General features: G+C 40.6%; 16 protein-coding genes. 7 read left to right on the top strand and 9 right to left on the bottom strand.

The window, feature by feature from the left end; genetic code table 11:
• Positions 1 to 4: 4 nt before the first annotated feature.
• Together UABAM_RS07990 and UABAM_RS07985 are read left to right on the top strand one after the other, a co-directional pair.
• Entirely contained in the window at positions 5 to 1,552 is a 1,548-nt protein-coding gene (locus UABAM_RS07990; RefSeq protein ID WP_151967473.1) for an HAL/PAL/TAL family ammonia-lyase, read from the top strand.
• 18 nt (positions 1,553 to 1,570) lie between these two features.
• A complete protein-coding gene (locus tag UABAM_RS07985) occupies positions 1,571 to 1,921 on the top strand; it encodes a DUF1475 family protein (RefSeq protein WP_151967472.1) in 351 nt (116 codons plus the stop codon).
• Positions 1,922 to 2,514: 593 nt separating this feature from the next.
• Here UABAM_RS07985 and UABAM_RS07980 read toward each other — a convergent pair.
• Entirely contained in the window at positions 2,515 to 5,910 is a 3,396-nt protein-coding gene (locus UABAM_RS07980; RefSeq protein ID WP_151967471.1) for a serine/threonine-protein kinase, read from the bottom strand.
• A 4-nt stretch (positions 5,911 to 5,914) separates the two neighbouring features.
• Positions 5,915 to 6,487, bottom strand: coding sequence for a sigma-70 family RNA polymerase sigma factor (locus UABAM_RS07975; protein ID WP_173013199.1), 573 nt, complete (start codon positions 6,485 to 6,487; stop codon positions 5,915 to 5,917).
• A 144-nt stretch (positions 6,488 to 6,631) separates the two neighbouring features.
• On the opposite strand from UABAM_RS07975, the gene UABAM_RS07970 reads away from it, so the two are divergent.
• The 5 genes from UABAM_RS07970 (at position 6,632) to UABAM_RS07950 (ending at position 11,891) form a co-directional block, all read left to right on the top strand.
• Positions 6,632 to 7,018 (top strand): DUF1304 domain-containing protein, encoded by a 387-nt coding sequence (locus UABAM_RS07970; RefSeq protein WP_151967469.1) that lies wholly within the window; start codon positions 6,632 to 6,634, stop codon positions 7,016 to 7,018.
• A 291-nt stretch (positions 7,019 to 7,309) separates the two neighbouring features.
• The gene (locus UABAM_RS07965; RefSeq protein ID WP_173013198.1) at positions 7,310 to 8,194 is read left to right on the top strand and encodes a HEAT repeat domain-containing protein; all 885 of its coding nucleotides are present in this window, start codon (positions 7,310 to 7,312) and stop codon (positions 8,192 to 8,194) included.
• 95 nt (positions 8,195 to 8,289) lie between these two features.
• Positions 8,290 to 10,179 (top strand): OPT family oligopeptide transporter, encoded by a 1,890-nt coding sequence (locus UABAM_RS07960; RefSeq protein WP_151967467.1) that lies wholly within the window; start codon positions 8,290 to 8,292, stop codon positions 10,177 to 10,179.
• Between the two features lie 146 nt (positions 10,180 to 10,325).
• Positions 10,326 to 10,817: a hypothetical protein gene (locus UABAM_RS07955; RefSeq protein ID WP_151967466.1), complete on the top strand. Its 492-nt coding sequence runs from the start codon at positions 10,326 to 10,328 to the stop codon at positions 10,815 to 10,817.
• A gap of 6 nt (positions 10,818 to 10,823) precedes the next feature.
• On the top strand, positions 10,824 to 11,891 hold the full coding sequence (locus UABAM_RS07950; RefSeq protein ID WP_229759413.1) for a hemolysin family protein: 1,068 nt from the start codon (positions 10,824 to 10,826) through the stop codon (positions 11,889 to 11,891).
• 157 nt (positions 11,892 to 12,048) lie between these two features.
• Here UABAM_RS07950 and UABAM_RS07945 read toward each other — a convergent pair whose 3' ends face one another.
• The 7 genes from UABAM_RS07945 to UABAM_RS07915 all read right to left on the bottom strand — a co-directional run bounded on the left by UABAM_RS07945 (position 12,049) and on the right by UABAM_RS07915 (position 23,056).
• Positions 12,049 to 13,185 (bottom strand): hypothetical protein, encoded by a 1,137-nt coding sequence (locus tag UABAM_RS07945; protein WP_151967464.1) that lies wholly within the window; start codon positions 13,183 to 13,185, stop codon positions 12,049 to 12,051.
• Between the two features lie 151 nt (positions 13,186 to 13,336).
• Positions 13,337 to 14,962 carry an IMP dehydrogenase gene (locus UABAM_RS07940; RefSeq protein ID WP_151967463.1) on the bottom strand — a complete coding sequence of 542 codons (1,626 nt, stop codon included), beginning with the start codon at positions 14,960 to 14,962 and terminating at the stop codon, positions 13,337 to 13,339.
• Positions 14,949 to 15,386 carry a hypothetical protein gene (locus tag UABAM_RS07935; RefSeq protein ID WP_151967462.1) on the bottom strand — a complete coding sequence of 146 codons (438 nt, stop codon included), beginning with the start codon at positions 15,384 to 15,386 and terminating at the stop codon, positions 14,949 to 14,951. Before UABAM_RS07935 ends, UABAM_RS07940 begins: the two co-directional genes overlap by 14 nt.
• Positions 15,387 to 15,398: 12 nt before the next feature.
• A complete protein-coding gene (locus UABAM_RS07930; RefSeq protein WP_173013197.1) occupies positions 15,399 to 16,889 on the bottom strand; it encodes an RAD55 family ATPase in 1,491 nt (496 codons plus the stop codon).
• Between the two features lie 55 nt (positions 16,890 to 16,944).
• Positions 16,945 to 17,640: a dTMP kinase gene (tmk, locus tag UABAM_RS07925; RefSeq protein ID WP_151967461.1), complete on the bottom strand. Its 696-nt coding sequence runs from the start codon at positions 17,638 to 17,640 to the stop codon at positions 16,945 to 16,947.
• A 174-nt stretch (positions 17,641 to 17,814) separates the two neighbouring features.
• Positions 17,815 to 18,447 (bottom strand): PEGA domain-containing protein, encoded by a 633-nt coding sequence (locus tag UABAM_RS07920; RefSeq protein ID WP_151967460.1) that lies wholly within the window; start codon positions 18,445 to 18,447, stop codon positions 17,815 to 17,817.
• Between the two features lie 70 nt (positions 18,448 to 18,517).
• Entirely contained in the window at positions 18,518 to 23,056 is a 4,539-nt protein-coding gene (locus tag UABAM_RS07915) for a tetratricopeptide repeat protein (protein ID WP_151967459.1), read from the bottom strand.
• Between the last annotated feature and the right edge of the window lie 111 nt (positions 23,057 to 23,167).

The following is a 23,167-nucleotide window of genomic DNA, read 5'->3' as shown; positions in this document are numbered from 1 at the left end:
AGAAATGACCATTACGTTAAAAGCTAAGGACTTAAGTACCGAAGAAGTTGTACGCGTTGCTCGTCACAACGAAGAGTTGCAAGTTGCTTCTGACTGCTGGCAAAGAATTAAACGTTGCCGTGCGATGTTAGAAGAAAAAATTCATGCCAAAGAAATTATGTATGGTGTGAATACCGGAATAGGTGAGTTTTCTGAGATAGTTCTCGATGATGAACAAATAAAACAGTTTCAGAAATATCTCATATATAATCACTCCGCAGGTATTGGCGAACCTTTTCCCGTTGAGTTTGTGCGTGCGGCGATTACAACACGTATTAACGTTCATGCCCATGGACATTCGGGATGCCGCCCCGATATTACCGAAACTTTAATCGCTTTTTTAAACAAGGGTGTTACACCAGTTGTTTGTGAAAAGGGAAGTGTTGCGGCTTGTGGTGACTTGGCGCCTATGAGTCAGGTTGCGATGCTACTGATGGGGGAAGGCGAAGCTTTTTATAAAGGTGAGCGACTTTCTGCAAAAGAAGCGATGGACAAAGCGGGTATACCTATTCCTGGTTTACAGGCTCGCGATGGACTATCGACAATCAACGGTTCCAATTTTGTTGCCGGAATCAGTTGTTTATTGCTTCATGACATCGAAAACTTAATGAAGCATATTGATATCGCAGCGGCAATGTCTTTGGAAGCATTGATGGCAAATATGAAGCCCTATGACAACCGATTACATGAACTACGTGGGTTTAGTGGAGCAGTGACTTGTGCCGAGAATTTACGACAAGTAATCGCTGGCTCGGATCTTTTGGATGGCAAGCACAAGACGCGTGTTCAAGATGCATACTCTATGCGTTCGACACCACAAGTTGTCGGTGCAGCTCGCGATGCGATTCGTTACCTTCACAGTCAGGTATCCATCGAAATTAACGGTGTCGGAGATAACCCTATTTTCTTGCCGGAAAGCGACACTGTTTTAACAGGGGCAAATTTTCAAGGTACACCGATTGCCTTACCGCTTGATATGGTTGCGGTTGCTGTTAACATGGTATGTGTGATGGCGGAAAGACGTATGAATCGTTTGTTAAATCCAGCCCTTAGTTCTGGTTTACCTGCTTTTCTTACCAAAGGTGCCGGAATGTTCTCTGGTATGATGCTATCGCAATACACCTCCGATATGTTGATTGTTGAACAACGCATTCTTTCTCATCCTGCAAGTAATCAGTCGATTCCTGCGGCGGCAGATCAAGAGGATTTTGTGAGCATGGGAATGAACGGTGTGATAAAAATGCGTCAAATATTAGACAACGCCTACGCTATTGTTGGTTTGGAATTGATGGCCGCAGCACAAGCTCTAGATTTTCGGGATTTTAAGCCGGGAGTTGGTACTGCCGCAGCACACAGCACGATTCGCGAAGTGGTGGACCATTTAGATGTTGATCGTCCGCTTTATCCCGATCACAACAATATGAAGTCTTTAGTTCAAAGCAATAAAATTATTGAGGCAGTGGAAAAAGCCACCGGGAAAAGTTTGCGTGGCTCTTTTACGATAGGCGCATAAAAGCAGAAGGATTTTGCCGTGAAAAAAATTGTTAGCGTTTTGTTTGTATTCATTCTAGTATCCATGGCCAGTTCCATTGTCCACGCGTTGCTGACGGCAAATTTTTTTGAGTCTGGCTCGATGATGATGAACGATGCGTGGGGACGTACGACACTCCTCGAAGCCTATTTGGCATTTACCGTTTTTTATGTTTGGGTTTTCTACAAAGAAGGCCTGGGCGGAAAAATTGCGTGGTTTTTGTTGATTATGGGTATTGGTAATGTTGCCATTGCTTCATATGTTCTCATCCAAATAGCTAAAATGGACAAGGGTGACTCTTGGGCAAAGTTATTGCTCAACGACCGCGATTATAAAAGTTTGGCGAGATGATTTACGATTAGGGATTTTTTCTTCGGATTGGTGCCCTCACCACCGCAAATCATTGAAGTTCTGCTGAGTGAAGAAATTCGTCTTCCATGTTGGTGCCCTCACCATCGCAAATCATTGAAGTTCTGCTGAGTGAAGAAATTCGTTTTCATGTTGGTGCCCTCACCATCGCAAATCATTGAAGTTCTGCTGAGTGAAGGAATTCATCTTCATATTGGTGCCCTCACCATCGCAAATCATTGAAGTTCTGCTGAGTGAAGGAATTCGTCTTCATATTGGTGCCCTCACCATCGAATTTAAGGTTTTAGCTTCGCTAAAAGCCTTAATTCTCATGCCTCTCCCACGGGAGAGGCGTAACACGTCTGAATTTGTTTCCATTCATTTTCTTTAGTGCTATCACAGGTACAACATCAATCAAAGAGTGTATTACATCACTACTTTTGTCTCGCAACTCAAACGAATTTTGTTTTTTACAAAAGAGAAGCATTACACCTCTCCCTGTGGGAGAGGTATGAGAATAGAAGTTTACAGCGCAGCTGTAACTGCTAATTCGATGGTGAGGGCACCAACATGGAAGTAAACCCCACTAAACCCACCTACCTATTTTGCTTTCGCAAATGAATTTTGCCATCAAAAGGAAACTCTTCCATATTGAGATTGGTGCTAATCTCGATATTCCACATTGCTAACCACTCCAGAGCCACTAAGCCCACAAAACCTTCGGGTTCTACACCATCATTTTCCATGTTGTGTTCTACAGCGGCATCACCACAGTTAAAGTCTAGCTCTTTTTCTTCACCTTTGTATCGCACCCATATTTCGTAAGGTCTTTTGTGATCGATAAAATTTCCTTCGGACTTGTTTATTAACCGCTCTTTTCCATTTGGTTTTACTATGTAAAGATGGTTACGTCGGTCACGTACATTGAACAAAATTAAGTAATACGATTTTCCTGGACGATAAAATAACACTACTCCAAAATTTTTTCCTATTTTTTTCGGGGTGTTGTCGACTACTTTACTAAATTCCTTACGCATTTCCGGTTGTTGCGGATTGACGATATGGGTTTTTATATGAAAATAGTTTGGCTGCATGGGGTATTTGTATAAAACCACCTCACCTTTTTTTAACAACATCAATTTTGGTGAATACATTTTCATGTTTAATGGCTTGAATTTTTTTCCATACTTGAATAAATGCCAGTCTTTTTCCATTCCCAGTAAGCCCAACTCCTGCGAACGAAAGAATGGATAGTTGGCTTCTAGCCAATTGCCACCGAAGTTTTTTATACGTCCCGCTAACAATTTTTTTACCTTGTCGTCGCGACTTTCTGGTGCGCCTTTCTCTTCTAGCTGTTGTTGTAGTTCGCCAATTTCTCGAACAACTTCACTGTCCTCTGGAAATTTTTCGCGTAGGCGATTGTAGTAGTTCTTGGCCATCTCGAAATTTTCTTGTTCAATAAGATGTCCCGCGGTAGCTTTGACCTGATCAAGCACTCTACTTTCCATTGCAGAAAACTCTTGTTCGTTGACTTCACGCAGTATTTTTAGCGCACGATAGTATGGTTGTATTTCCCAAAACATAGATTTTTCTACTGCATTTACTAACTTTTCAGTGAGGCCTTGAATTCTTAGTTTGACGATTTCTTGGTGTTTGTCTTGTACTTTTTTGTCCATGAATTTGGGATATTCGTCTATGAGTTCTGCTATTTTGGCTAGATCTTTGGAACGTACGTTTGTTGTTATGTATTTTTCCATATTTTGCGCAATGGTGATTTTCCATTTTTGTTGTGCAGAAACGGGAAGTTGATCCATGGTTTTTTCGTGTAGGAATAAAATTGCCGCAAGGTTAACCTGTGGCGCGTTCTCTGCAAATGAGTACAATGTCTCGTTTATATTTTGGAAAATCTGCAAAATGTATTGGTGTCCCATGTGCTGTTGCGGTAGAAAATCGGCGATTTGTGCGTAAAAATTGACAAAGTCGCTAAATTGGTTGATGGCCATTTTAATGTTACTTCTATTGATTCGCGGATCTTGGGGAATATTATTGAATACTTCTTCAATAAAATCAACTGCACTTTCTCTGGTGGCATCTTGCTGACAAAGTTTCTTTAAACACTCCCCCACTTTGCTATATTTTTGTTGTGTCACAAGTTTCTGTAACTTGGATTGGTATTGTTCCCATTGTAACTCTTCCATATTGTTTTTTGGTCGTTTTTCGAGTGTGGCTAGTTTTCTTTCCGCGATTTCTTGGGCGGTTACCGAAAAATCTCCTTCTAATATTTTGACAAGAGATTTTTTAGGGTCACTGTTTTTTTGCTCGTGAATGTAAATTACTTGCGCAATGATCATTTGCCACAACATGTTCTCTTGTTCAGGGAATGACTTACCCCATTTTGTAATTAATTGTTTCTCTTTTACTTGTGAGAGCATGTCGTGCAGTAAATACACATCTGCTGCTTGGATGGCTTTGTGAATGTTTTCTTCAATGTTGGCCAACAGTTGATTCTTTACCATCTGTGCGTCGTATAGTTTTTGTTGACGACGTTTATTGATGCGTTTTGTTACATTTTTAAGTATCTGATTGTACCAGGAGGGCCCTTGACCTTGGTTCTGTTTCATCAGAGATAATAGCTGCGCATCATTTGCCTCATCTTGACTTTTTTCACGCAAAGATATCGACTGTTCAATATAATCGCGAAGTTCATAAATTTCAGGGTAGCTACTGTGCTCGTCGGCGATTTCCCAGGCAAGTTGCAAATCGTTATCATTTATTTTTTGCACAATTTGTTGCTGTACTTGCTGTGGATCCACACCGGTAAATTGTAGCACAATAATAATGGCGACAACCGCTACTGCAACACCCACCCCCCACATAGGAACAGGAAATTTCTTTTTAGGAGGTTGTTGTATGCGCGCGGTACGCGTTCGCGATGTCTGTGTCAATTTTTTCGTGGGTATTGTTTGTTCATCAATAAGTTGTGTGGCATTGGTTACTGTTTTCGTATAGCGACTGCTACGAAAAGTTTGTAAAGCTTCTATAAGCTCTTCATAATTTTGAAAACGATCTTTTTTTTCTTTGGCGGTCATTTTTAATAGCAGCGGATACAAAGAGTTCGGTAAATTGCTGTTCAACTTTTTCGGATTGGGCAACTTTTCCGAAATGTGTTTTAGGCAGAGAGCCGCGGGGTGCGGAGCAGAAAATGGCTGTTTTCCTGTGACCATATGGAAAAACGTAATACCCAAACTGTAGATGTCGCTGCGTTTATCAATATCATTCTCACCGCGGCATTGCTCCGGAGACATATAATGAGGAGTACCCATGATGCGACCATCAGCGGTCATTGTTGAGATATTTGCGCGTCTTGCCAAACCTAAGTCGCAGAGTTTTACATGAGAGTCTTCACTGCGAATCATAATATTTTCAGGTTTAATGTCGCGGTGAATGATGTTGTGTTGTGCATCCGCATAGCGAAGTGCTTCGGCAATTTGAATGACGATATTCAATGACTTGTTTAGGGGTAACTTACCTTTTCCTAAAATTTGGGCGACATTTTTTCCGTCAATGTATTCCATAACAAAGTAATAAAAATTATTGCTGGTACCCACATCAATACCGGTAATAATATTTTTGTGATTGAGCCTAGCAACAGAGCGTGCTTCGCGTATAAATCTTTTTACATAGTCGTTGTTTTGATTTTGTCTGGATAAAACTTTAATGGCGACGGTGCGTTGCATGGATTTTTGCATCGCTTTGTACACGGCACCCATGCCACCTTGTCCCAATTTGCTAATTACATTGTATCCAGGTATTTGCATGTCCATTTGTTCTTCCTTTCTACGCGGTGGAGATTGCGGCGTATGGTCAAAGTGCGATAAGATCGAGTCGCAAATTTCGTTTGTCTCCAATTTGTACCTAGGTATTTTCGGCGCATTGTCGTCGTCATAGCAGAGTTTTGCACATTGTTTCAATTTGCGTTCCAACTCGCTCATTACACTATTCTCCTATACATTTTTTTAGCTCGTTATGTAAAACTTCTAGAGATTTGTTGACCTGATATCTGCTAATATTTAGTTCATTGGCGATAAAAGAAACGTTTTTGCCATCGCGATATTTCAATAAAAAGATATCGCGAATATGTGGATCATCCATCTCTTCGATGACTTCGCGAATGAGTAAACTTTCAAATAATTCCGAGGCGCGATGATCGTTAACCAGCATCTGTTCGGCAAAAGCTTCGCTTTCGCTTTTGTGTTGGACGATCGCACGCTTTTTTGCTTTTTTGGTACGCCAATAGTTACTTATTTCCCCTTTGATGATCTTAATGGCCAGGTAGTTGAATTTTTTCGGGGTTTCAATTTGTTTCACTTTTACAGATAACGTGAGAAGTACTTTATTTGTTAATTCTAGGCTATCGTGATAGTGACCAATGCTTAGACGAACGAAATTAAATACCGCATCTTGGTAACGCGATAAAAAATCATTCATATGATCTATCGTATGCGGGTTTTCTTTGATATACTCAATGAGTTGTACTGTGAGTTCTGAGCAACTTTTGTATAATTTCATATAAAGCACCATAAAATGTTTGGCTTACGCGTCCTGGTCTACAATAAAAGTGTAAACTCTTTTGCGATTTTGAAAAAAATTTTGAAAAAAATTTAGAAAGGAAGCGAATTCAACGTTAAATACGCGTTTTTTCGCAGAAAAATTATGAAAATGATTAAAATATTTGCAGCGTTGTCTGCACTCATTCATGTATTGTTTTTTTGTTTAGAAAGTCTGTTGTGGACAAATCCCAAAGTGCAAAAAGTTTTTGGCCAAAGTGCCGAAACTATAGAATCTACACAGTTACTTGCTTTTAATCAAGGTTTTTACAACTTGTTTTTCGCCCTAGGCATCATCGCAGCACTAGTTGTTATGAAAAAGAATGAAACCATCGCTTTTACTCTCCTAGCATATATTGGTTCCTGTATGGTAGCCGCGGCCTTAGTTCTTCTCTATTCGGCACCGCATATGATCACCGGAGTCTTAGGACAAGGACTTCCTCCAGCTCTAATGCTAGTAGGGATTACATTGTATTGCCGCAAAAACACATAACCGTTACCGTGACCTAATCGTCACCCTGACCGTGACCCTGACCGTGACCCTGACCGTAACCGTAATCGTAACCGTAATCGTAACCGTAGCCGTAGTCATAAACGACCAAAATCACAAATTTTTTGTATCCCAAAATACAATAGTAAACGTCTTATATATTTGTATACTTTTGCTTACTCGTCTAGATTTTTTGTTTTTTCCTTTTCGCTAGTGAATTACTTATGCTAACATACAACTACATCTAAGACTTAAGGTTCTTTTATGGGGTTCGTACATAACCATGGAGAAATGATGAGAAATATAATTATTATGATGGTACTAGGCATAACCATTTTAGTTGGTTGCAAGACCAAAGAAGAAAAAAAAGACATCGATTGGGAAGGTATAAAAACAACCAGAGATGGTCTTGATGATGCCTCTTTTAACAACGAACTATTTACAGATTTAGATACTCTGTTAACCGAATGGAGCGGTGCGCAAAAATTACGCGATCACGGTAATATCCACTCGGCAGAAAAAAAACTTTTAGAATTGACACGTGGACACTTTAGCGAAGTTGTCGGCGCACTTGCGGAAGGTGAAGATGATCAAAAAATCATATCCTCTGCTGCACTCGGTTTTTGCGACGACATACGCGCAATTCCTTATCTTCTTTCGGCGTTAAACGAAGCAAATGTCGAAGTACGCCGCAATTCTGCGATGAGTGTGGGGCATATAGGATATACCGACACTCCACAAGAAGCTCTTTTGGGAGCGATAGAAAGCGAACAAGATGAAGCGGTGCGCGGTATGTTGTACTTTGCTCTTTCGCGTGTTGTCAATGACGAAGACAAAGACAAGGATAAATCCTTACCCGTTTTGCTCAAGGGGCTTGAAGAAACAAGCGCTGAGGCGCGTAACCATGCTCTTATTGGTCTGGCCGTTGTTGGAAATTTGAATGCCGCCAATGTGATTGCGCAAAAAACACTCGAGGACAAAGAACCTACCATTCGCTACAACTCCATTCGCGCGCTAGGAAAAATTGGAGACCGAACTTTTGTCCCGCAAGTCAAAAAGAAACTCAATGACCCAGTTTTACCCGTTCGAAAAATGGCGGCATTTGTCTTGAAAGAATGGACTGGTGAAGAATACAACGTAGAGTTTGTCAAAAAATCTACGCAAGAAGAAAGCGAGTAGTCTGGTAGTTTTAGAGTTTACTACAAACTACTTAGTAGCCAGTGCCGTTAACGCCATGGCTATGTTGAGAATGAATTTTTAGAAAGGCATCTTTCGTGAACAATAACAAACCTTTACCCGAAATTACCCTTAAGGCTGTAGTTTTAGGGATATTTCTATCGATTATCTTAGCGGGAGCAAATGCATATCTCGGTTTATTCGCAGGTCTTACCGTTTCTGCGTCTATTCCCGCTGCGGTCCTATCTATGGCTATTTTGAGATTATTCAAAGAGTCCAATATTCTCGAAAACAACATCGTGCAAACTGCCGCATCTGCAGGGGAATCTCTTGCTGCAGGAGTTATTTTTACTATACCGGCGCTAGTTATTTTAAAACATTGGCAAGGTTTTGACTATACCCAAACAACAATTATTGCCGCCCTTGGAGGAGTTATTGGAGTACTTTTCACTGTTCCTCTGCGCCGTGCTCTTATTGTTGAAGAAAATCTAAAATTCCCTGAAGGAATTGCAACTGCCGAAGTGTTAAAAGCTGGAGACAGTGGTGACGGTGTAAAATATATGGTAACCGCAGGTATTATCGGTGCATTGTTCAAATTTGGTGAAACCGGTTTGAAAGCTTGGCATGGAACAGTTGAAATCGCCAGTCGGGTAGGGAATGGTATTCTATACGTTGGATCAAACGTTTCTCCTGCTTTGGTTTCGGTTGGTTATATTGTTGGACTTAATATCGCCATACTCGTTTTTGTTGGGGGAGCGATTAACTGGCTTGTTGCCATACCGCTTTTTGCCATGTACAATCCATGGCCAAAAGATGCAACAGCCGCTAGTTTTGCCTGGGATATTTGGAGTGGACATACTCGGTATCTAGGCGTTGGAGCAATGGCTGTTGGTGGTTTGTGGGCCTTAGTTAACTTAATCAAGCCTATTGTCAAAGGAGTGAAGGCCAGTTTAAGTGCTTACAAAGGCGGAGAAGACGGAGAAGAAATACCTTCGACGGAGAAGGATACACCTATTACTTGGGTGGCTACGGCCTTAGTACTTTCGCTTATACCAATATGTGCCTTATACTACTACGTGATTGGCGAACCTGTACCTTCGGCTATTATGTCGGTGATTATGCTTATCGCCGGATTTTTATTTTCTGCAGTCGCTGCGTACATGGCAGGACTTGTGGGAAGTTCAAATAACCCAATTTCGGGTATTACAATAGCAACCATTCTATTTACATCTTTATTATTATCGTACATGATGACCGACACGGCAGCAGGCCCTGCCGCGGCGATTTTCGTTGGTGGTGTGGTTTGTTGTGCCGCTGCGATTGGTGGAGATAATTTACAAGACTTGAAAGCGGGTCATATTGTAGGAGCAACACCGTGGAAACAGCAAATTATGCAAATGATCGGTGTCGTTTCCGCAGCACTTGTACTTGCTCCCATTTTAATGCTTATCGATAAGGCGTATGGAATCGGTGTGAAAACTGCAGAACATCCTGAGCCTCTTCTCGCTCCACAAGCAAGTTTGATGGCATCTGTTGCCAAAGGTGTTTTTGAAGGTGGCTTACCATGGCTTTTTATTGGCATTGGGGCCGCAATCGCTGTTGTGATTATTGTGCTGGACAAAATCCAGGAAGCAAGAAAATCTAATTTCCGTTTACCGGTACTTGCCGTTGCTGTTGGAATTTATCTACCAATAGAACTTGCTGTACCAATTCTTCTTGGCGGAATTATCGCTGCCGTTTCTGAAAAAGCGATTGCCAAATGGCAAAATAAAGAAGAAGGGGAAGCGGCACAAACACGTGGATTGCTATTTGCCTCTGGTCTCATTACTGGTGAAGCACTTGTTGGTATATTAATTGCTATTCCAATTGTAGTTTCAGGTAAAAAAGACTTATTGTCTATTGGTTGGAATGCTTGGTACCCAGGAGTAATTTTATTAGCGATAGTAATGTTTATGTTACTACGCAGTGCTATGCCTAAAAAAGCTTAGATGATTTTGTCAAAGACCTAGGTGAAAACCTACGGAATTTATTGTCTAAATAATATTCAGAGTAGTGATACTCTAATCGACAAATGACCAATACTGTGGGTAGCCTCAAAGTAGGTTGCCCACAGTACTCTACAGAAAGGAACAACATGGGATTTATTGTAGAGGTCGAAAATCCGATGGAAAAAGTTTCTTTGTTTAAAATGCAAGGTGAATTGGATGCACAAGCCGTGGATACTTTTATTGAAAATATCCAGGTGGCTTTTGACCAAGGAAGTTGCTATTTTATTCTAGAAGCGAAAAATTTAAAACAAGTGTCGCGCGATGCATTTGCCAATTTCGCGCGGACAATACTCCATAAATTTCAGGGGTGTACATTTTTATTCTGTTCGATGAACATGATTCTAAAGGCAAAGATCGAAGATCATGCCAATCCATTTACGTTTTTTGAAACGGAACGCGGATGCCTTGACTTTTTAGGATCACACCTCGGAGAATTTGGTGTATCTTCTGATGTGGAAAAAACAGAAGAACGTTGTGCAGCAGCAACCGTTGCCATGACTATACCAGAGAATTTGCGACAACTTGTAGAAGAAGAAGATCGCAAACGAAGAGAAAAGAAAGAAAAGGATAAAGCGTAAGTGATAATGGTAGAGCTGAGTATTATCGTTTTTCTCGTCGTTGTTGGTTCCGCACTTTGTTCTTGCTCGGAGGCAGCATTAGCATCCGTTTCGCTGTTTCGTGTACAGCAACTTGCGGAAACGCAGAGAAAAGACGCTATAGCACTTGGCATAATCAAAAAAGATATGGGGCGTGCTTCCAATACAATTGTAGTGTTCAACAATATCATAAATATTGTTGGGAGTATGATGGTCACTGCCGTTGTTATCGACGCATGGGGCAAAGTATGGCTGGGCGTTTGTTCCGGCGTTTTAACGATTCTTATTATTTTCTTTGCCGAAGTAATACCTAAAGTAATCGGTTATACCTATTCCGAAAAAGTGTGTTTGTTGATCGCACGCCCTCTGCGACTTCTTATTTTTATCATGGGACCGGTGCTATACATTCTCAACTCTGTTACCGAAGCAATTACGCGAAATCAAGCAAATAAAGTAACAGAGCGCGATGTTCTTACGATCATTAAAGCCGCACACCGTGATGGTAAGATAAATGATAGCGAGTATGAAATTGCCAAGCGTGTATTTTTTCTCAATGACAAAATGGTCGGAGAAGTCGATACTCCACGAACGGTAATGACGTATTTGAAAGCTGACGACACACTAGCAAAGAGCAAAGATAAAATTATCAGCTCGCCTCACAGCCGTATGCCCATTATCGGCGAATCGATTGACAATGTTACAGGTATTGCTCTAAAGCAAGAGTTGATGTCGGCGATCATTTGCGGTGATGAGGAGAAATTAGTCAAAGATTTCAGTAAGAGCGCTATTTTTGCCTATAGAAGCAAATCGCTAGAAGCGTTGTTACGCGAGTTTATCAATCAACAACAACATATGGCGATTGTTCTCGATGAGTACGGTGGAGTAGAAGGAGTTGTGACTCTTGAAGATATACTCGAAGAGCTCGTAGGGAAAGAAATTGTAGATGAAACCGATCATGTCGACGACTTAGAAATCGTGGCACGAAAAAAGGGGGAGAAAAAGTTGACATCTACAATAAAAAAGCAAAAAGATGAAAATGGTGAGAGTATTGAGTAAAGAGTAAGTAACGACGCATGTAGTGTCTCTAAGTTAATTAAATTTAAATAACTTAGAGATCACATACGCGGCGCAATTTCTATTTAGTAGTTGCGCGAAGTTCATTTATGTACTATTTATCTTGGTTAAGTTAAAATGGACAAATGTTCAGTTTTGGCTAACTCGTTATGACGACGATGTCACTGACAATAGAACCAATTAGCTCTACAGCCTCTAAGGTAGTGCTCACAGAAATATAACTTTTCGCCGCTTGTAGGAAAGTTTTTTCTTCTTCTGGTACTCCCACATTCGCAAGCCTTTCCAACTCATCGTCTATATCAGAGACTAAATTATCAAGAGCTTTGTCAAGATCTTGTATTTTTTTGTCTAGTTTTGCGAGGTCTTCTTCCGTGTTCTGTATATCTACGTCATTTTTCTTCATTTTTTTCTGCAATTTTTCGTATTGTTTTTTTGCTTTGGTTATTTTTTTGTCCATCTTTAATACATTGGTTTGCATTTTACCAACACTGACTCTGTGTTCCGCTAAATTTGCCAACAATGTGTTCTTTGAGTTTTCCAGGCTCTCTTCAAATGCCTCAATGATACTTTCTTCTCTATTTTCGTCCCTTGCTTTTTGTAGTCTCTCCGCCTCCGAGGTATAAACAGCAAGAGATCCCACAAGAGCCTTTCTTGTTTTGTCTTGGTCAATTTTTGATTCTTTAATAAAATTTGCAAAAGTGGCAATATTTAATACCAGGGAAACATAACTAATAATATTCGTTCCCCCAGAGGCAACGATAGATATAATTGTTGATGATATTTTGATCACGTGAACAGCAAATCTAACTCTAAATACGATTTTGTGTTTTTTGTAAGCTTTGTTATTTTTTTGGATTTCTTTCCACTTTTTTTGTACATCTTTCTTTACTTGTGTTTCTGCGTTACTTTGTAGACCTTCCCACAACTGGTTTAGTTCGTCTTGTGCTTTTTCCCTAAACCAGTCACGGTGACCTTTGTCTGTAAGATCCAATTTTCCTAGTCGGTTATTGAATTTTATGACTCGCTTGTTGATTTTCTTGCGCTGTCTTTTTAGTGTTTTTTTGGTCAGCTTATCTAATAAAGCTAGATCGCCTTTTGTCACTTTTCCACTAATTTTAATCGTCACAGAAAACTTGTCATCTCCTTCGTCTAGAAGATCTGTTTTCTTGTCACACGTTAACAAATCGTATGTGATTTTGTGTTCGGTTTCTGCGAAGATATGTGTCAAAGGCAAAAAGAAACATACGATGAAGAACAGTTTCATGTATTTATTCATAGTAAACTCCTAATCTTGTTGTAAAATCTTTGTTTGTGATAATGTATACATTCTGAATTAGATTTCTCATCTAGACTGTTTCTCTTTATTAAACGCGTTTTTTATTAAACAAGAGCTACACTTTTAGATTGATGAAGATCAACAAAATTCTTTATATCCTCTTTATTTTAACGATATCAAGCGGTTTTCCTTCTTCATAACCGATTTGCGACTGAATACCGATGTTGGCGTTGCGGAAAAATTCACTTAAATTTTGTGCACCGACGTATGTCATGGACGAGGTCACACCATCTATTATGTAGTGTATGATATCCATTACTGACGGACGATCGGGGTCTAAGTACACGAATGAACGATTACTTCCCTCTGAGCGGTGTCCAAGAATTTCACGCATTGTATCGCGTTGTGATCTCTTTTCGGAAGCGCTACGCGAGGCCATACCAAAATTCTCTTTGTATTTATGTCCTTCGAAATCGTACTTTAAGTCCCCTGGACTTTCCATTGTACCTGCAAACCAACTTCCCACCATTACCTGCGAGGCACCCGCGGCAAGGGCAAGGGCTACATCACGAGGGGTTTTTATACCGCCATCGGCCCATATATGTTTACCATAAGGTTCTGCGGCGTTGACACATTTCATGACTGCGGCAAGTTGAGGTCTACCTACACCTGTTTCGTAGCGTGTAGAGCACATAGCTCCTGGTCCAATACCCACTTTGATAATATCTGCTCCCGCTCCAATAATGCGCACCGTGGCTTCTGGTGTCACCACATTTCCGGCAATAATTGGAATTTTGTAATCGGTTGCGTTTTCATAATTACTTACGAGATTGGCTATTTTGTTCAAATTGCGGTAGGACTGAATTCCCTGATCAAAGTGCGCCGTGTCTAGAATAATTCCTGTGACTCCGGCATTTATGAGCATTTTTGCCTTCTCTACAGGATCACGATTGAGTGCCCCCACAGTGGCCAAAACGGCTAAGCCTTTTTTACCATGTCCTTGATGGGGTTTATAGCGTAAACTCATGGCCGCTAACTTTTCCGTTAATACACCAAAAGGATGTCCTGATTCATCCAGAATGGGGAGAAACTTGACCTTATTTTTTTTCATTAAGTTAATGGCATCTACCGCAGATATGTCGGGTTTACTTGTCACAAGTCTTTCGGTAACCATCAGTTTGGTGACCGGCGTATCTTTATTTACGCTTTGTACATCGCGTTTGTGCAAAATGCCAACGAGTTGATCGTCTTGATCGATAATAACAACCGCAGGTAGATCGCGTTTGGAAATGATATTTTCGAAATTATATATCTTTTTATCGGACTTTAAAGTAAGTGGTGTCCTGTAAAGGGGATGACGCGTATTCATATATTCAATAATACGGCACAAGTCGTCGTCGGACATGTATTGTGGTAGCGCAGCACTGCCGCCCATCATGGCCATTGCTTCCGCCATGCGCTTGCCGGTAACCCCATCCATATTTGCGGCAACAATGGGTAGGTTGCCAAAGCCATCGCGTGGAGTAAAATCAACGGTATCTCGCGAAATGATATTTCCGATGTTGTACTTATCGCAGATGTTTATCTTGAATTCCATCAGTTGCTTTTGCGCTTCTAATCGGCTTTCGGAAGAGTCGGCATTTAGTTGGTCTTTTAGTTGTTGTAAAGTGGTTTTTTCTTCGGCACTGATGTGTTGTGCTATTTTATCGTCGATGCTATTAAATGGTATGATAAAAGCTTCATTGTAGGTTTGTTCGAAGCTCTCACGAAATTCCATTGTCTACTCCTTCACTTTGGGTTTTGTGTTTTTGTCGTGCATGCCACGGGGTGATAAGATCTACAGCGAAATAAACAAAGTTTGTGATATCCGTAGGCGGTCCTTGGGATGTGGCACCATAAACAAACTGAATGCCCTTCTCATTTTCTTTTGCTTTAAAAACGATAGATAATTCACAGGTTTGTCCACAGCGCTGCGGGACAGTATATCGTCCGCAGCGTTGTAGCCATTGTGGGTTAATATGTTGTTTTAGATTGGCAAAAAGGTCTGGTGAGGTTTTCCCAATGTATATTGTTTTGTCGCTATTATGGACGGAACCATCTCCCATACACTGTATTACTCCGTCAAGCCCCAATAGTATAAAAAGGGATTGATTTTCATCTACAGCAAGAGAAATAATGATTGTATCGATTTTTTCTAACATATTTTACACGTGTTATTCGCTTTTTTCTTTAGTTTTTTTACGTTTACGCGTAGTTTTCTTGGGCTTTTCGACCTTTTCTTCGCCCTCTTTTGGTGCACTCGCTGTTTTTTTTGTTTTTTTCTTTGGTGTCTCTGTGGTTTCTTCAGCGGTCGTTTCTGCCTTTACTTCGGGTGCAGGTTTTTCTTCCGCATTAGCTTCAGGGGCCGGTTGTTCTTCGGCATCTGTTTGTTTTTCTTCGCTTACCGGACTTTGCTCTTGGAGTTTTTTTGCCTCTTCTTTTGTGGGTAGTGGCTTGTAGATGTCGGGTTGTTCAGGGTGAGCGATGAGCACACCGCGTTCTTCGTCGCGATGTATGCGAATGGGATGTGGAAAAATAGGGGTGGTCACTGACTTCACGGCACGAATTGTCACAATGCGGTCGCGGTATTTGCCGCCCCATAAAGCGGCCATTTCTTTGGAAGTAAGACCCATTTCTTCCAATAAGAAAACTGCGTCGGCGGTGTGAATGAGTGCCTCACCACCTACTGGCATACCTGTATCGCGTATTTGTCCAATGGTTAGACATGTCACGCCTTTTTCATGGTTGTACGTTTTTAAAGCCGACAAATTATCGGCGGTTTTTGTCTTCGACGGATCTAGCATGTTTAGTGAGTCGATAATAACGAATTTAATGCCTTCTTTTTCGACAATAAAACGATAACGAGTAACAAAATTATCCCATGAACTACCTTTGTGATATTGACTTAAAAGTACCGCGATATTTTTGGCAACTTTTTTCTGAAATTGAGCTTCTGAAAGTCCTAAAGTTTTCATACCTATTTTTGTTAGGCGACTGCACAAATCATCGCGACCTGAGTCATTTTCGTCAATAAATCCTTCTTCAGCAACAACAAATGCACAACGAGTTCCACTATATGCTATGCGGCACAAAGCTGAGATGGCTGTACGTGTTTTTCCTTGCCCCGGAGGCCCTACAAAAGCGATGGTGCATCCTTTGGGAATGCCACCTAGAGAGTAATTGCTATCTTCGGTAAGACATAGATAGTCTAGTACGGTGTCGAGTGGTAGTGGTTCTTGTGTTTTTACAACACTACGCAACTGGTGTGGACGAATAATATCGGCATCGAGTCCCGGATCTTCCTCTTCTGGTACTTCCGTGTACGTAAATGGTTGCGCGGCGGTGTCTGCTCCTGCGATTCCCATATTTCCCGACATCATCATCTGCATCATTTGCATCATTTGGTTTTGCATTTGCATTTGCCCACCAGGCATTTGATTGGGATATGCCGCCATATGTGGAGCAGACATCTGCCCAGGCATCCCTTGGTGTCCTGGCATCATCCCTTGGTGTCCCGGCATCATTCCTTGGTGTCCCGGCATACCTTGATGTCCAGGCATCCCTTGGTGTCCTGGCATCATTCCTTGGTGACCAGAGTATTGATACTGTTGATTTGGATCTACAGGCATTTGGTTGTTCGAGGTCTTTTTGCCTTTTTTTGCCATGTTGCTATTTCCTTAAACAAAGTTTGTGGAAAATGTTTGTAGATGGTAATTCGCATTAAGTGTTGAAAAGTGGTAAGTCACCAGGAAACATTTCTGGGAAGTGGCTTTTTACCACAGATAGGATTTCGCCAAAAACAACCTTTTCCGGAGGATTACCGTCAATAGTGACAATATTTACTCCTTGTTGACGCATATCTTTTATTGCATATTCATAGTTTTTGCGAACGATTTCCAGTATTTCGGGTTTTTCGTATAAATCTCGGTACCAACGATTTTTGGAACGTCTTTTTTCGCATACCGAAAGAGATGTGTCGAGATGAATAATCAAGTCTGGTTGCAAACATTTGGAGTTTATTGTCTGAAGCCACGATAAATTTTTACTATCGTTACCCATTTGGTATGCATAAGAAGATAGATGATAGCGATCGCAAATAACAATAACACCTTCTTCTAGTTTGGGAATGATTAAGTGTTGCAAATGATCTAAGCGGTCTGCGGCAAATAACAAAGCAATGGAGTTATTGGATAGAATTTCCATTTCCTTCGTTTGTGCGCTGAATATAAGTCGATTGGATAATACTAAACGGATGATGAGTCCCATCGGACCTTGTGTTGGTTCATTGGTGACCACGACAGGCCAATTTTCATTTTCTAAATATTTTGAGAGTAGATTTGCTTGTGTTGTTGTTCCTGCACCGTCCAAGCCTTCGAATACGATGAATTTTCCTGACGATTTTCTTTTTTTTGCCATTCCGTTGTATCCTGTTTATAAGAGTTATTATACATACTTCAAGTTTCTAGAAACATTATAACAAAAAATGGCTCTCAAAAAGTAAAAAAACTTTTTGAGAGCCAAGAGATGTGGCGCAAAATAATTTACATTGGCAAATTATTTTGACCATCCTCTAAGTGGAGTATTGTAATTTTAGTTGGGATTTAAAAGTGCGCTTATGGAAAATGGTTCAGGTGAAGCTGGTATGTCAATTTCTTGTGTGTAAGTTTTATACCCCGCTTTTTCAACTACCATAATCTTGCGACCAGGTTTTACATAAGATTGGTCACTGATTGTTTGCTGTTCCGTTCCACCACCTACATCGGCAATGCTTACTTTGTCTGGTGTGATGCGCTGGTTGGTATTGACATCTAAAAAGTTGAAATTAAGAAGGCGATCTTTTGCTTTTAACATACCGGTAAGTACATATTTTCCTTCAAAATCACTTTGAATGTATACGTCTTTGAACAGAGTGTCATAACCGCTTTTTTCAATACGCAAGTTGTATTGACCATGAGGCAAACGACTGTTATGAGTGACAATTTCATTGTTATTCCATACCGTAATGCCAATGGCACGACCAGCGGGATGGTCACACTGTATTTCATGCTTAATTACGGCAAGACCATCACGTTTTGCGACACCTGCGTCAATTTGTTGGTTGGTGGTATTGCGGTGTACGATGATTTTGTCTGGTTCATTTGTGTCTTCGAAAACTGTTTGCGTACAAGCGGCCATTACCAAAACGCAGCCCATTAGTACATAAAAAAAACATCCAGGATTCATTGTTATACCCTAAATAATAGAACGGACGGTGGCATTTGCCACCGTCCATTTTGATTACACAAGTAAAGAATTACTTAGTTTTGTTGATTGCCTCAACAACAACTTGTAGACGTACGCGATCTTGCGCAGGACCTAGTTTCCAAGATTCTAGGTAGCTAATCAACTGATCTCGTTCGGTGTTGTGTAATTGCTTCAACATCTTACGATTACGATATCCTTTGAGTAGTTTTTCCATTACCTCTAGAGATGCACGACGACCACGTTCACCTTTGGCCATGCGGTCTAAGTGCTCGATCAATTTAGGTACGGATAGGTTTTCTGGACGGCTGATGCTCATACCAGAACGGAAACGCGCTAGAGCTCTTTGTAAGAACTTGTAGCCAATGTATGCGCGGAAGTTCTTCGCTTTTGGCGGAACCATTACTGTGTAGTAGAAACGTCCAATACCTTTTTCCATCTTGATGTGGTGATCTTCTAGCATTTTACCGTCAATACTGAATGTGTATGTGTATTCAATACCATCAATTTTTTCGGTATTCTTGCGGATCGTAAACTCAAGAGGATTTAGTTCTACAAGTGGTACTGGTAGAATGTATGGACCTTCTCCAGGTGGTATCAAAGTAGCCGTAGAAACGGTTTGATACTTCTTGAACTTCACGCGGAAGTTTACTTTCTTTCCTGGTTCGAATACATCTCTAAATTCTACTTTTTTCTTGGTTCCTAGGTCGATTACTTCGTGAGCATCAACTAGAGATCCAGTTTTCTTGTCAACCATCTCAAAAGAGATTTGACGATTCTTCGCTAGTAAGCTTTCGTTGATTAAGTATGCATCTTCACTTGGAGCAATGTCGATGGTCTTAATCGCACCAAAACTGTATCCTGGCTGAGTTACCTTGAGGTCGTATGAACCTGGACGGATTCTCTTACCATCTGTTACTAGGAACAATACGCGTGTTTTCTTCGAGATCAACGATACTTGGTATGGTGGCAAGTTCGCTGGTGGCTCAACATTGTGCGTAATGTTGATGTTGATCGGTACTTGCTTCGCACGTAGTTTTTGATCAATTACATATGGACGATCATCTGGCCATACGTGTTGCTTCACCTCGATTGTTTCGTATGCAGGCTTCTCAATCTTGAGGATGTAAGAGTTTGGCTTAATGATGTCACCTGGCTTGATTTCTTTCGCTTCCGAAGGCTTATCAAGAGGAGCCATTGTAATTTTGTAAGGTGCCAAGTGTGAAGGTGGCTCTATGTCATAAGTAATGTTCAAGTCGATCTTACGTGGTTTAGTCGCCAATACTTCTTGAATCAAGTATGGTTCGTTTCCTGGCTCAATAGTTACGTTCTTACGTAATGGGATGTAACCAGGTTGTTGAATTTCAAGTTCGTACTTGCGAGGCTTGAACAAGTGTTCACGAGCATCTTTACCGTCTAGAGCAACAATTTCTGGATCGATACGTTCACCCACTGGGAAGTCCCCGGTGATGTCAAGTTCGATTTCACGAGCAACAGTTTCGAGCATATCTTTAATTAGATATGGTTCATCTGAAGGTGTCACAACAATTTCAAATGACTTCTCGTTGTAACCTTGCTTTTCAACAGCAACAGTGTAAGTACCAGGTAGTTGAGACTCACCTTGTTCCATGATTTCGTTGTCCAGAGTGATTACGTCTGGCATAACTTCTTTGTTATCGAAGTCACTGACGAAAGAGTACTGGATTTGACGTGGCAATGCTTCCATTGTCGCTTCTAGTACATATGGATCTTCGCTTGGCTCAATTGTGATACCACTAGAAATGGTCTTGTAACCTTTTTCTTTGATTGCCAATTGATATTCGCTAGGCTTCATCTCTTGGCCATCTTTGATCGCTGTTGTTCCAACAAGTACGCTTGTTGGTGTCATTTTGTTACTGGTGTAAGAGCTGATGATGTTTAGGTTCACCTTACGTGGCTTACTCTTCATTTGTTCATCAATCTTGTATGGCTCTTGACCAGGAGTGATGTTTAGACGCTTGTAGATTGGGTAGTAACCTTTTCTTTCGATCACAAGTTCGTACATACCTGGACGAATCTTGTTTACAGCACCCATTGGCATTTCGTTCATCGCTAGAACGTCAACTTCTAGAGGTTCAGATGGTTTGAAGTCTCCGGTGATGTTGATGTGTACTTCGCGAACGGTTGCGTTCATGAGTTCTTTGATTACATAGTTACCACTACCTACAGGAATGTTCACTGTTTTGTTGATCATTGCGTAACCAGTTTTTACAACGCGTAGCGGATAGTTACCAGGCTTCATTGTAAGAACGGTTTTTGGATTCTTTGGATTTTCTTTTCCAATGCTGATTTGTTCAGGCTTGATCAAATCTTTTGTGTAAGAATCTCTGAACTCGAAAGTAACAAGACGAGTTTTGGAGATAACAACTTCAGAAAGGATATAATCTTTGTCGCTTGCAAGAATTTGTACTTGCTTACGAACTGGGATGTAACCTTCTTTTAGGATTACTAGTTCATGAATACCAGGCTTAACTTTGAAACCTTTGTTGATTGCTTTTCCATCAAGAGTAATTTCATCTGGTTCAATTGGATTTCCAGCTTCGTCAGAAATGTCTGTAACAACAGTACGGTCTCTTGCCACTAGGCGACGCTGTAGTGTGTATGCGTCTTCGCGAGGCATAATAAGTACGCGGTCACTTGCAATTTCATAACCAGGTTGAATTACTTCGTATAGATAACTTTCTGGCTTAATTTTCTTGCCGTCAGATACTTTTTCTTTTAGACCAAGAGCTTCGTTTTTCATGTTGCATGTGTAAGTCTGGTCTTTGTCTTCAGGTTCTACATCGTAAGTGATTTGTAGTTTTAGTTCAACATCTTTTGGATTCAGTACACTGGAAATAGTGTATGGTTCATCCGATGGTGGTATTTCGATTGTTTTTGTGATCGGAACGTAACCAGCACGTTCGATTTTTAACTCGTACTTTCCAGGCTTAAAGTTTTCCTGGGTTTTGATATCACGACCATTTAGTGTACATTTGTCTGGAGAAATACGCATTTTAGGGAAAGACGCTAAAATTTGTGTTTGTACACGACGTGGTAGAGATTTTAAAGATTCTTTTAAGATATAGTCTTTAGAAGACGGATAAATTGTTACGCGTTTACTTACTGGCTCATAACCTCTTTTGCGAATGACAACACGGTAAGTATCAGGACGTAAACTTTCACCGGTAATTTTTACAAAACGGTTATTGAAAGCGATTTCATCAGGAGTCAACTCTTTGTTTGGTTGATAGTCACCCGTAATTTGGAAATATACCTGACGATTTAGGGTCTTCATTTGCTCAAAAAAGCGATATTGTGACTCACTAGGTGGAATAATGATGGTTTTTACGATGGGTTCGAAACCCTCTTCTTTAATCACCAACTGATATTCACCTGGTTTTACTTTGCTGCTGTCTTTTACTGATTGACCATTTAGTGTAAATGTGTCTGGATCAATAGTGTCTTTTCCTGATTTTGGATCTACAAAGTCACCGCGAATACTTGCTGCAATTTCGCGCATTTTACTTAGTAGACGTTCTTCAAACTGAAAAGGACCTTCGTTTGGATAAATGGTAAGGGCTTTTTTCACATCTTCGTAACCCGCTTTACGGATACTTAGTAAATAATGCCCTGGCTTGAAACTGTCATCGCTTACACGACGTGGCTTACCACTTTCTTTACCATTTTTTAGGTTTGTTAGCGTGATTTCATCTGGAGTAATTGGACCTTGTTGAAAAAAGTCTTCAAAAACTCTAGGTTCCACCTTACGTGGCATCGCCACTAACATTTCATCGACTTCTGAGTGTCTTTTTTCAGGAAGCATTTGTACCATTTTGTTCAAAGGATAGTATCCCTTTTTCTCAATTTGTAGTACAACGCGTACTGAATCAGGAGTGATGAGTTCGTCTTCGTCAAAATCACTGCGAACTTTAGCGACCAAGAATTTTGTGTAGTGCTCAATCTTTTTCGCGAAAGGATCTTCAGTACCAGCTGTTTGTACACTTTGAGGAACAAATTCTGCACCTGCAACTGCTTGAAAATCAGTGAAATTTTTGTTGCCGAGAACATCGGCCGCACCAACAGTAATTTGACCATCAGGAGTGATATCGTCTTTTTGTGCCGCAGCTTTTGCTTTTACTTGGCACTTGTGATTGTAGATAACACCTAATTTGTGATGGAAATCCGACATCTTGCCGCAGTTGCCAAGCTTTTCTGCGTAGCGAATCGCTTGTTGCAATAGACGAATGGATTTTTCTGTTTGGTTGCTATTTGCATATAGTACCGCAAGGTTTTGTAGTGTATACATGATGTATACATCGTACTGTGTACCTTCTTGCTTTTGATAAAATCCAAGTACAGCTTCGTATCCAGCGATAGCTTCGGCGTACTTGTGTTCTTTTTCCAAACCAAAAGACTTTTGGAAAAGCTCTTTGGCTTGTTGCGCACTCTGCGGTGCGACTACTTTGGTTTTTTCACCTTCTTTTTTTTCCGGTTTTTTGTCATCAGCTATAAGCCCAGAGCTAAAAATGAGGCTGATAGCTAATAAAAAAATAAGAGGAAGTCTACACATTGAGTGTTACCTTTCTAAAACTGAAAATGTACCTTTTGCTGTTTCGTTTATTACAATTAATAGACAGCAAACTGGTAATTCTATTCACAGATTTATGAAAATTTTTTCCAC

The organism is Candidatus Uabimicrobium amorphum (genome assembly GCF_009002475.1).
Lineage (GTDB): Bacteria > Planctomycetota > Uabimicrobiia > Uabimicrobiales > Uabimicrobiaceae > Uabimicrobium > Uabimicrobium amorphum.
This window is presented reverse-complemented; position numbering and strand designations above follow the sequence as displayed.

Coding starts and splice junctions, on each gene's coding strand:
- UABAM_RS07990 (WP_151967473.1), top strand. CDS start 5: ATGACCATTACGTTAAAAGCTAAGGACTTAAGTACCGAAGAAGTTGTA.
- UABAM_RS07980 (WP_151967471.1), bottom strand. CDS start 5,910: ATGAGCGAGTTGGAACGCAAATTGAAACAATGTGCAAAACTCTGCTAT.
- UABAM_RS07975 (WP_173013199.1), bottom strand. CDS start 6,487: ATGAAATTATACAAAAGTTGCTCAGAACTCACAGTACAACTCATTGAG.
- UABAM_RS07970 (WP_151967469.1), top strand. CDS start 6,632: ATGAAAATGATTAAAATATTTGCAGCGTTGTCTGCACTCATTCATGTA.
- UABAM_RS07965 (WP_173013198.1), top strand. CDS start 7,310: ATGAGAAATATAATTATTATGATGGTACTAGGCATAACCATTTTAGTT.
- UABAM_RS07955 (WP_151967466.1), top strand. CDS start 10,326: ATGGGATTTATTGTAGAGGTCGAAAATCCGATGGAAAAAGTTTCTTTG.
- UABAM_RS07950 (WP_229759413.1), top strand. CDS start 10,824: ATGGTAGAGCTGAGTATTATCGTTTTTCTCGTCGTTGTTGGTTCCGCA.
- UABAM_RS07945 (WP_151967464.1), bottom strand. CDS start 13,185: ATGAATAAATACATGAAACTGTTCTTCATCGTATGTTTCTTTTTGCCT.
- UABAM_RS07940 (WP_151967463.1), bottom strand. CDS start 14,962: ATGGAATTTCGTGAGAGCTTCGAACAAACCTACAATGAAGCTTTTATC.
- UABAM_RS07935 (WP_151967462.1), bottom strand. CDS start 15,386: ATGTTAGAAAAAATCGATACAATCATTATTTCTCTTGCTGTAGATGAA.
- UABAM_RS07930 (WP_173013197.1), bottom strand. CDS start 16,889: ATGGCAAAAAAAGGCAAAAAGACCTCGAACAACCAAATGCCTGTAGAT.
- tmk (WP_151967461.1), bottom strand. CDS start 17,640: ATGGCAAAAAAAAGAAAATCGTCAGGAAAATTCATCGTATTCGAAGGC.
- UABAM_RS07920 (WP_151967460.1), bottom strand. CDS start 18,447: ATGAATCCTGGATGTTTTTTTTATGTACTAATGGGCTGCGTTTTGGTA.
- UABAM_RS07915 (WP_151967459.1), bottom strand. CDS start 23,056: ATGTGTAGACTTCCTCTTATTTTTTTATTAGCTATCAGCCTCATTTTT.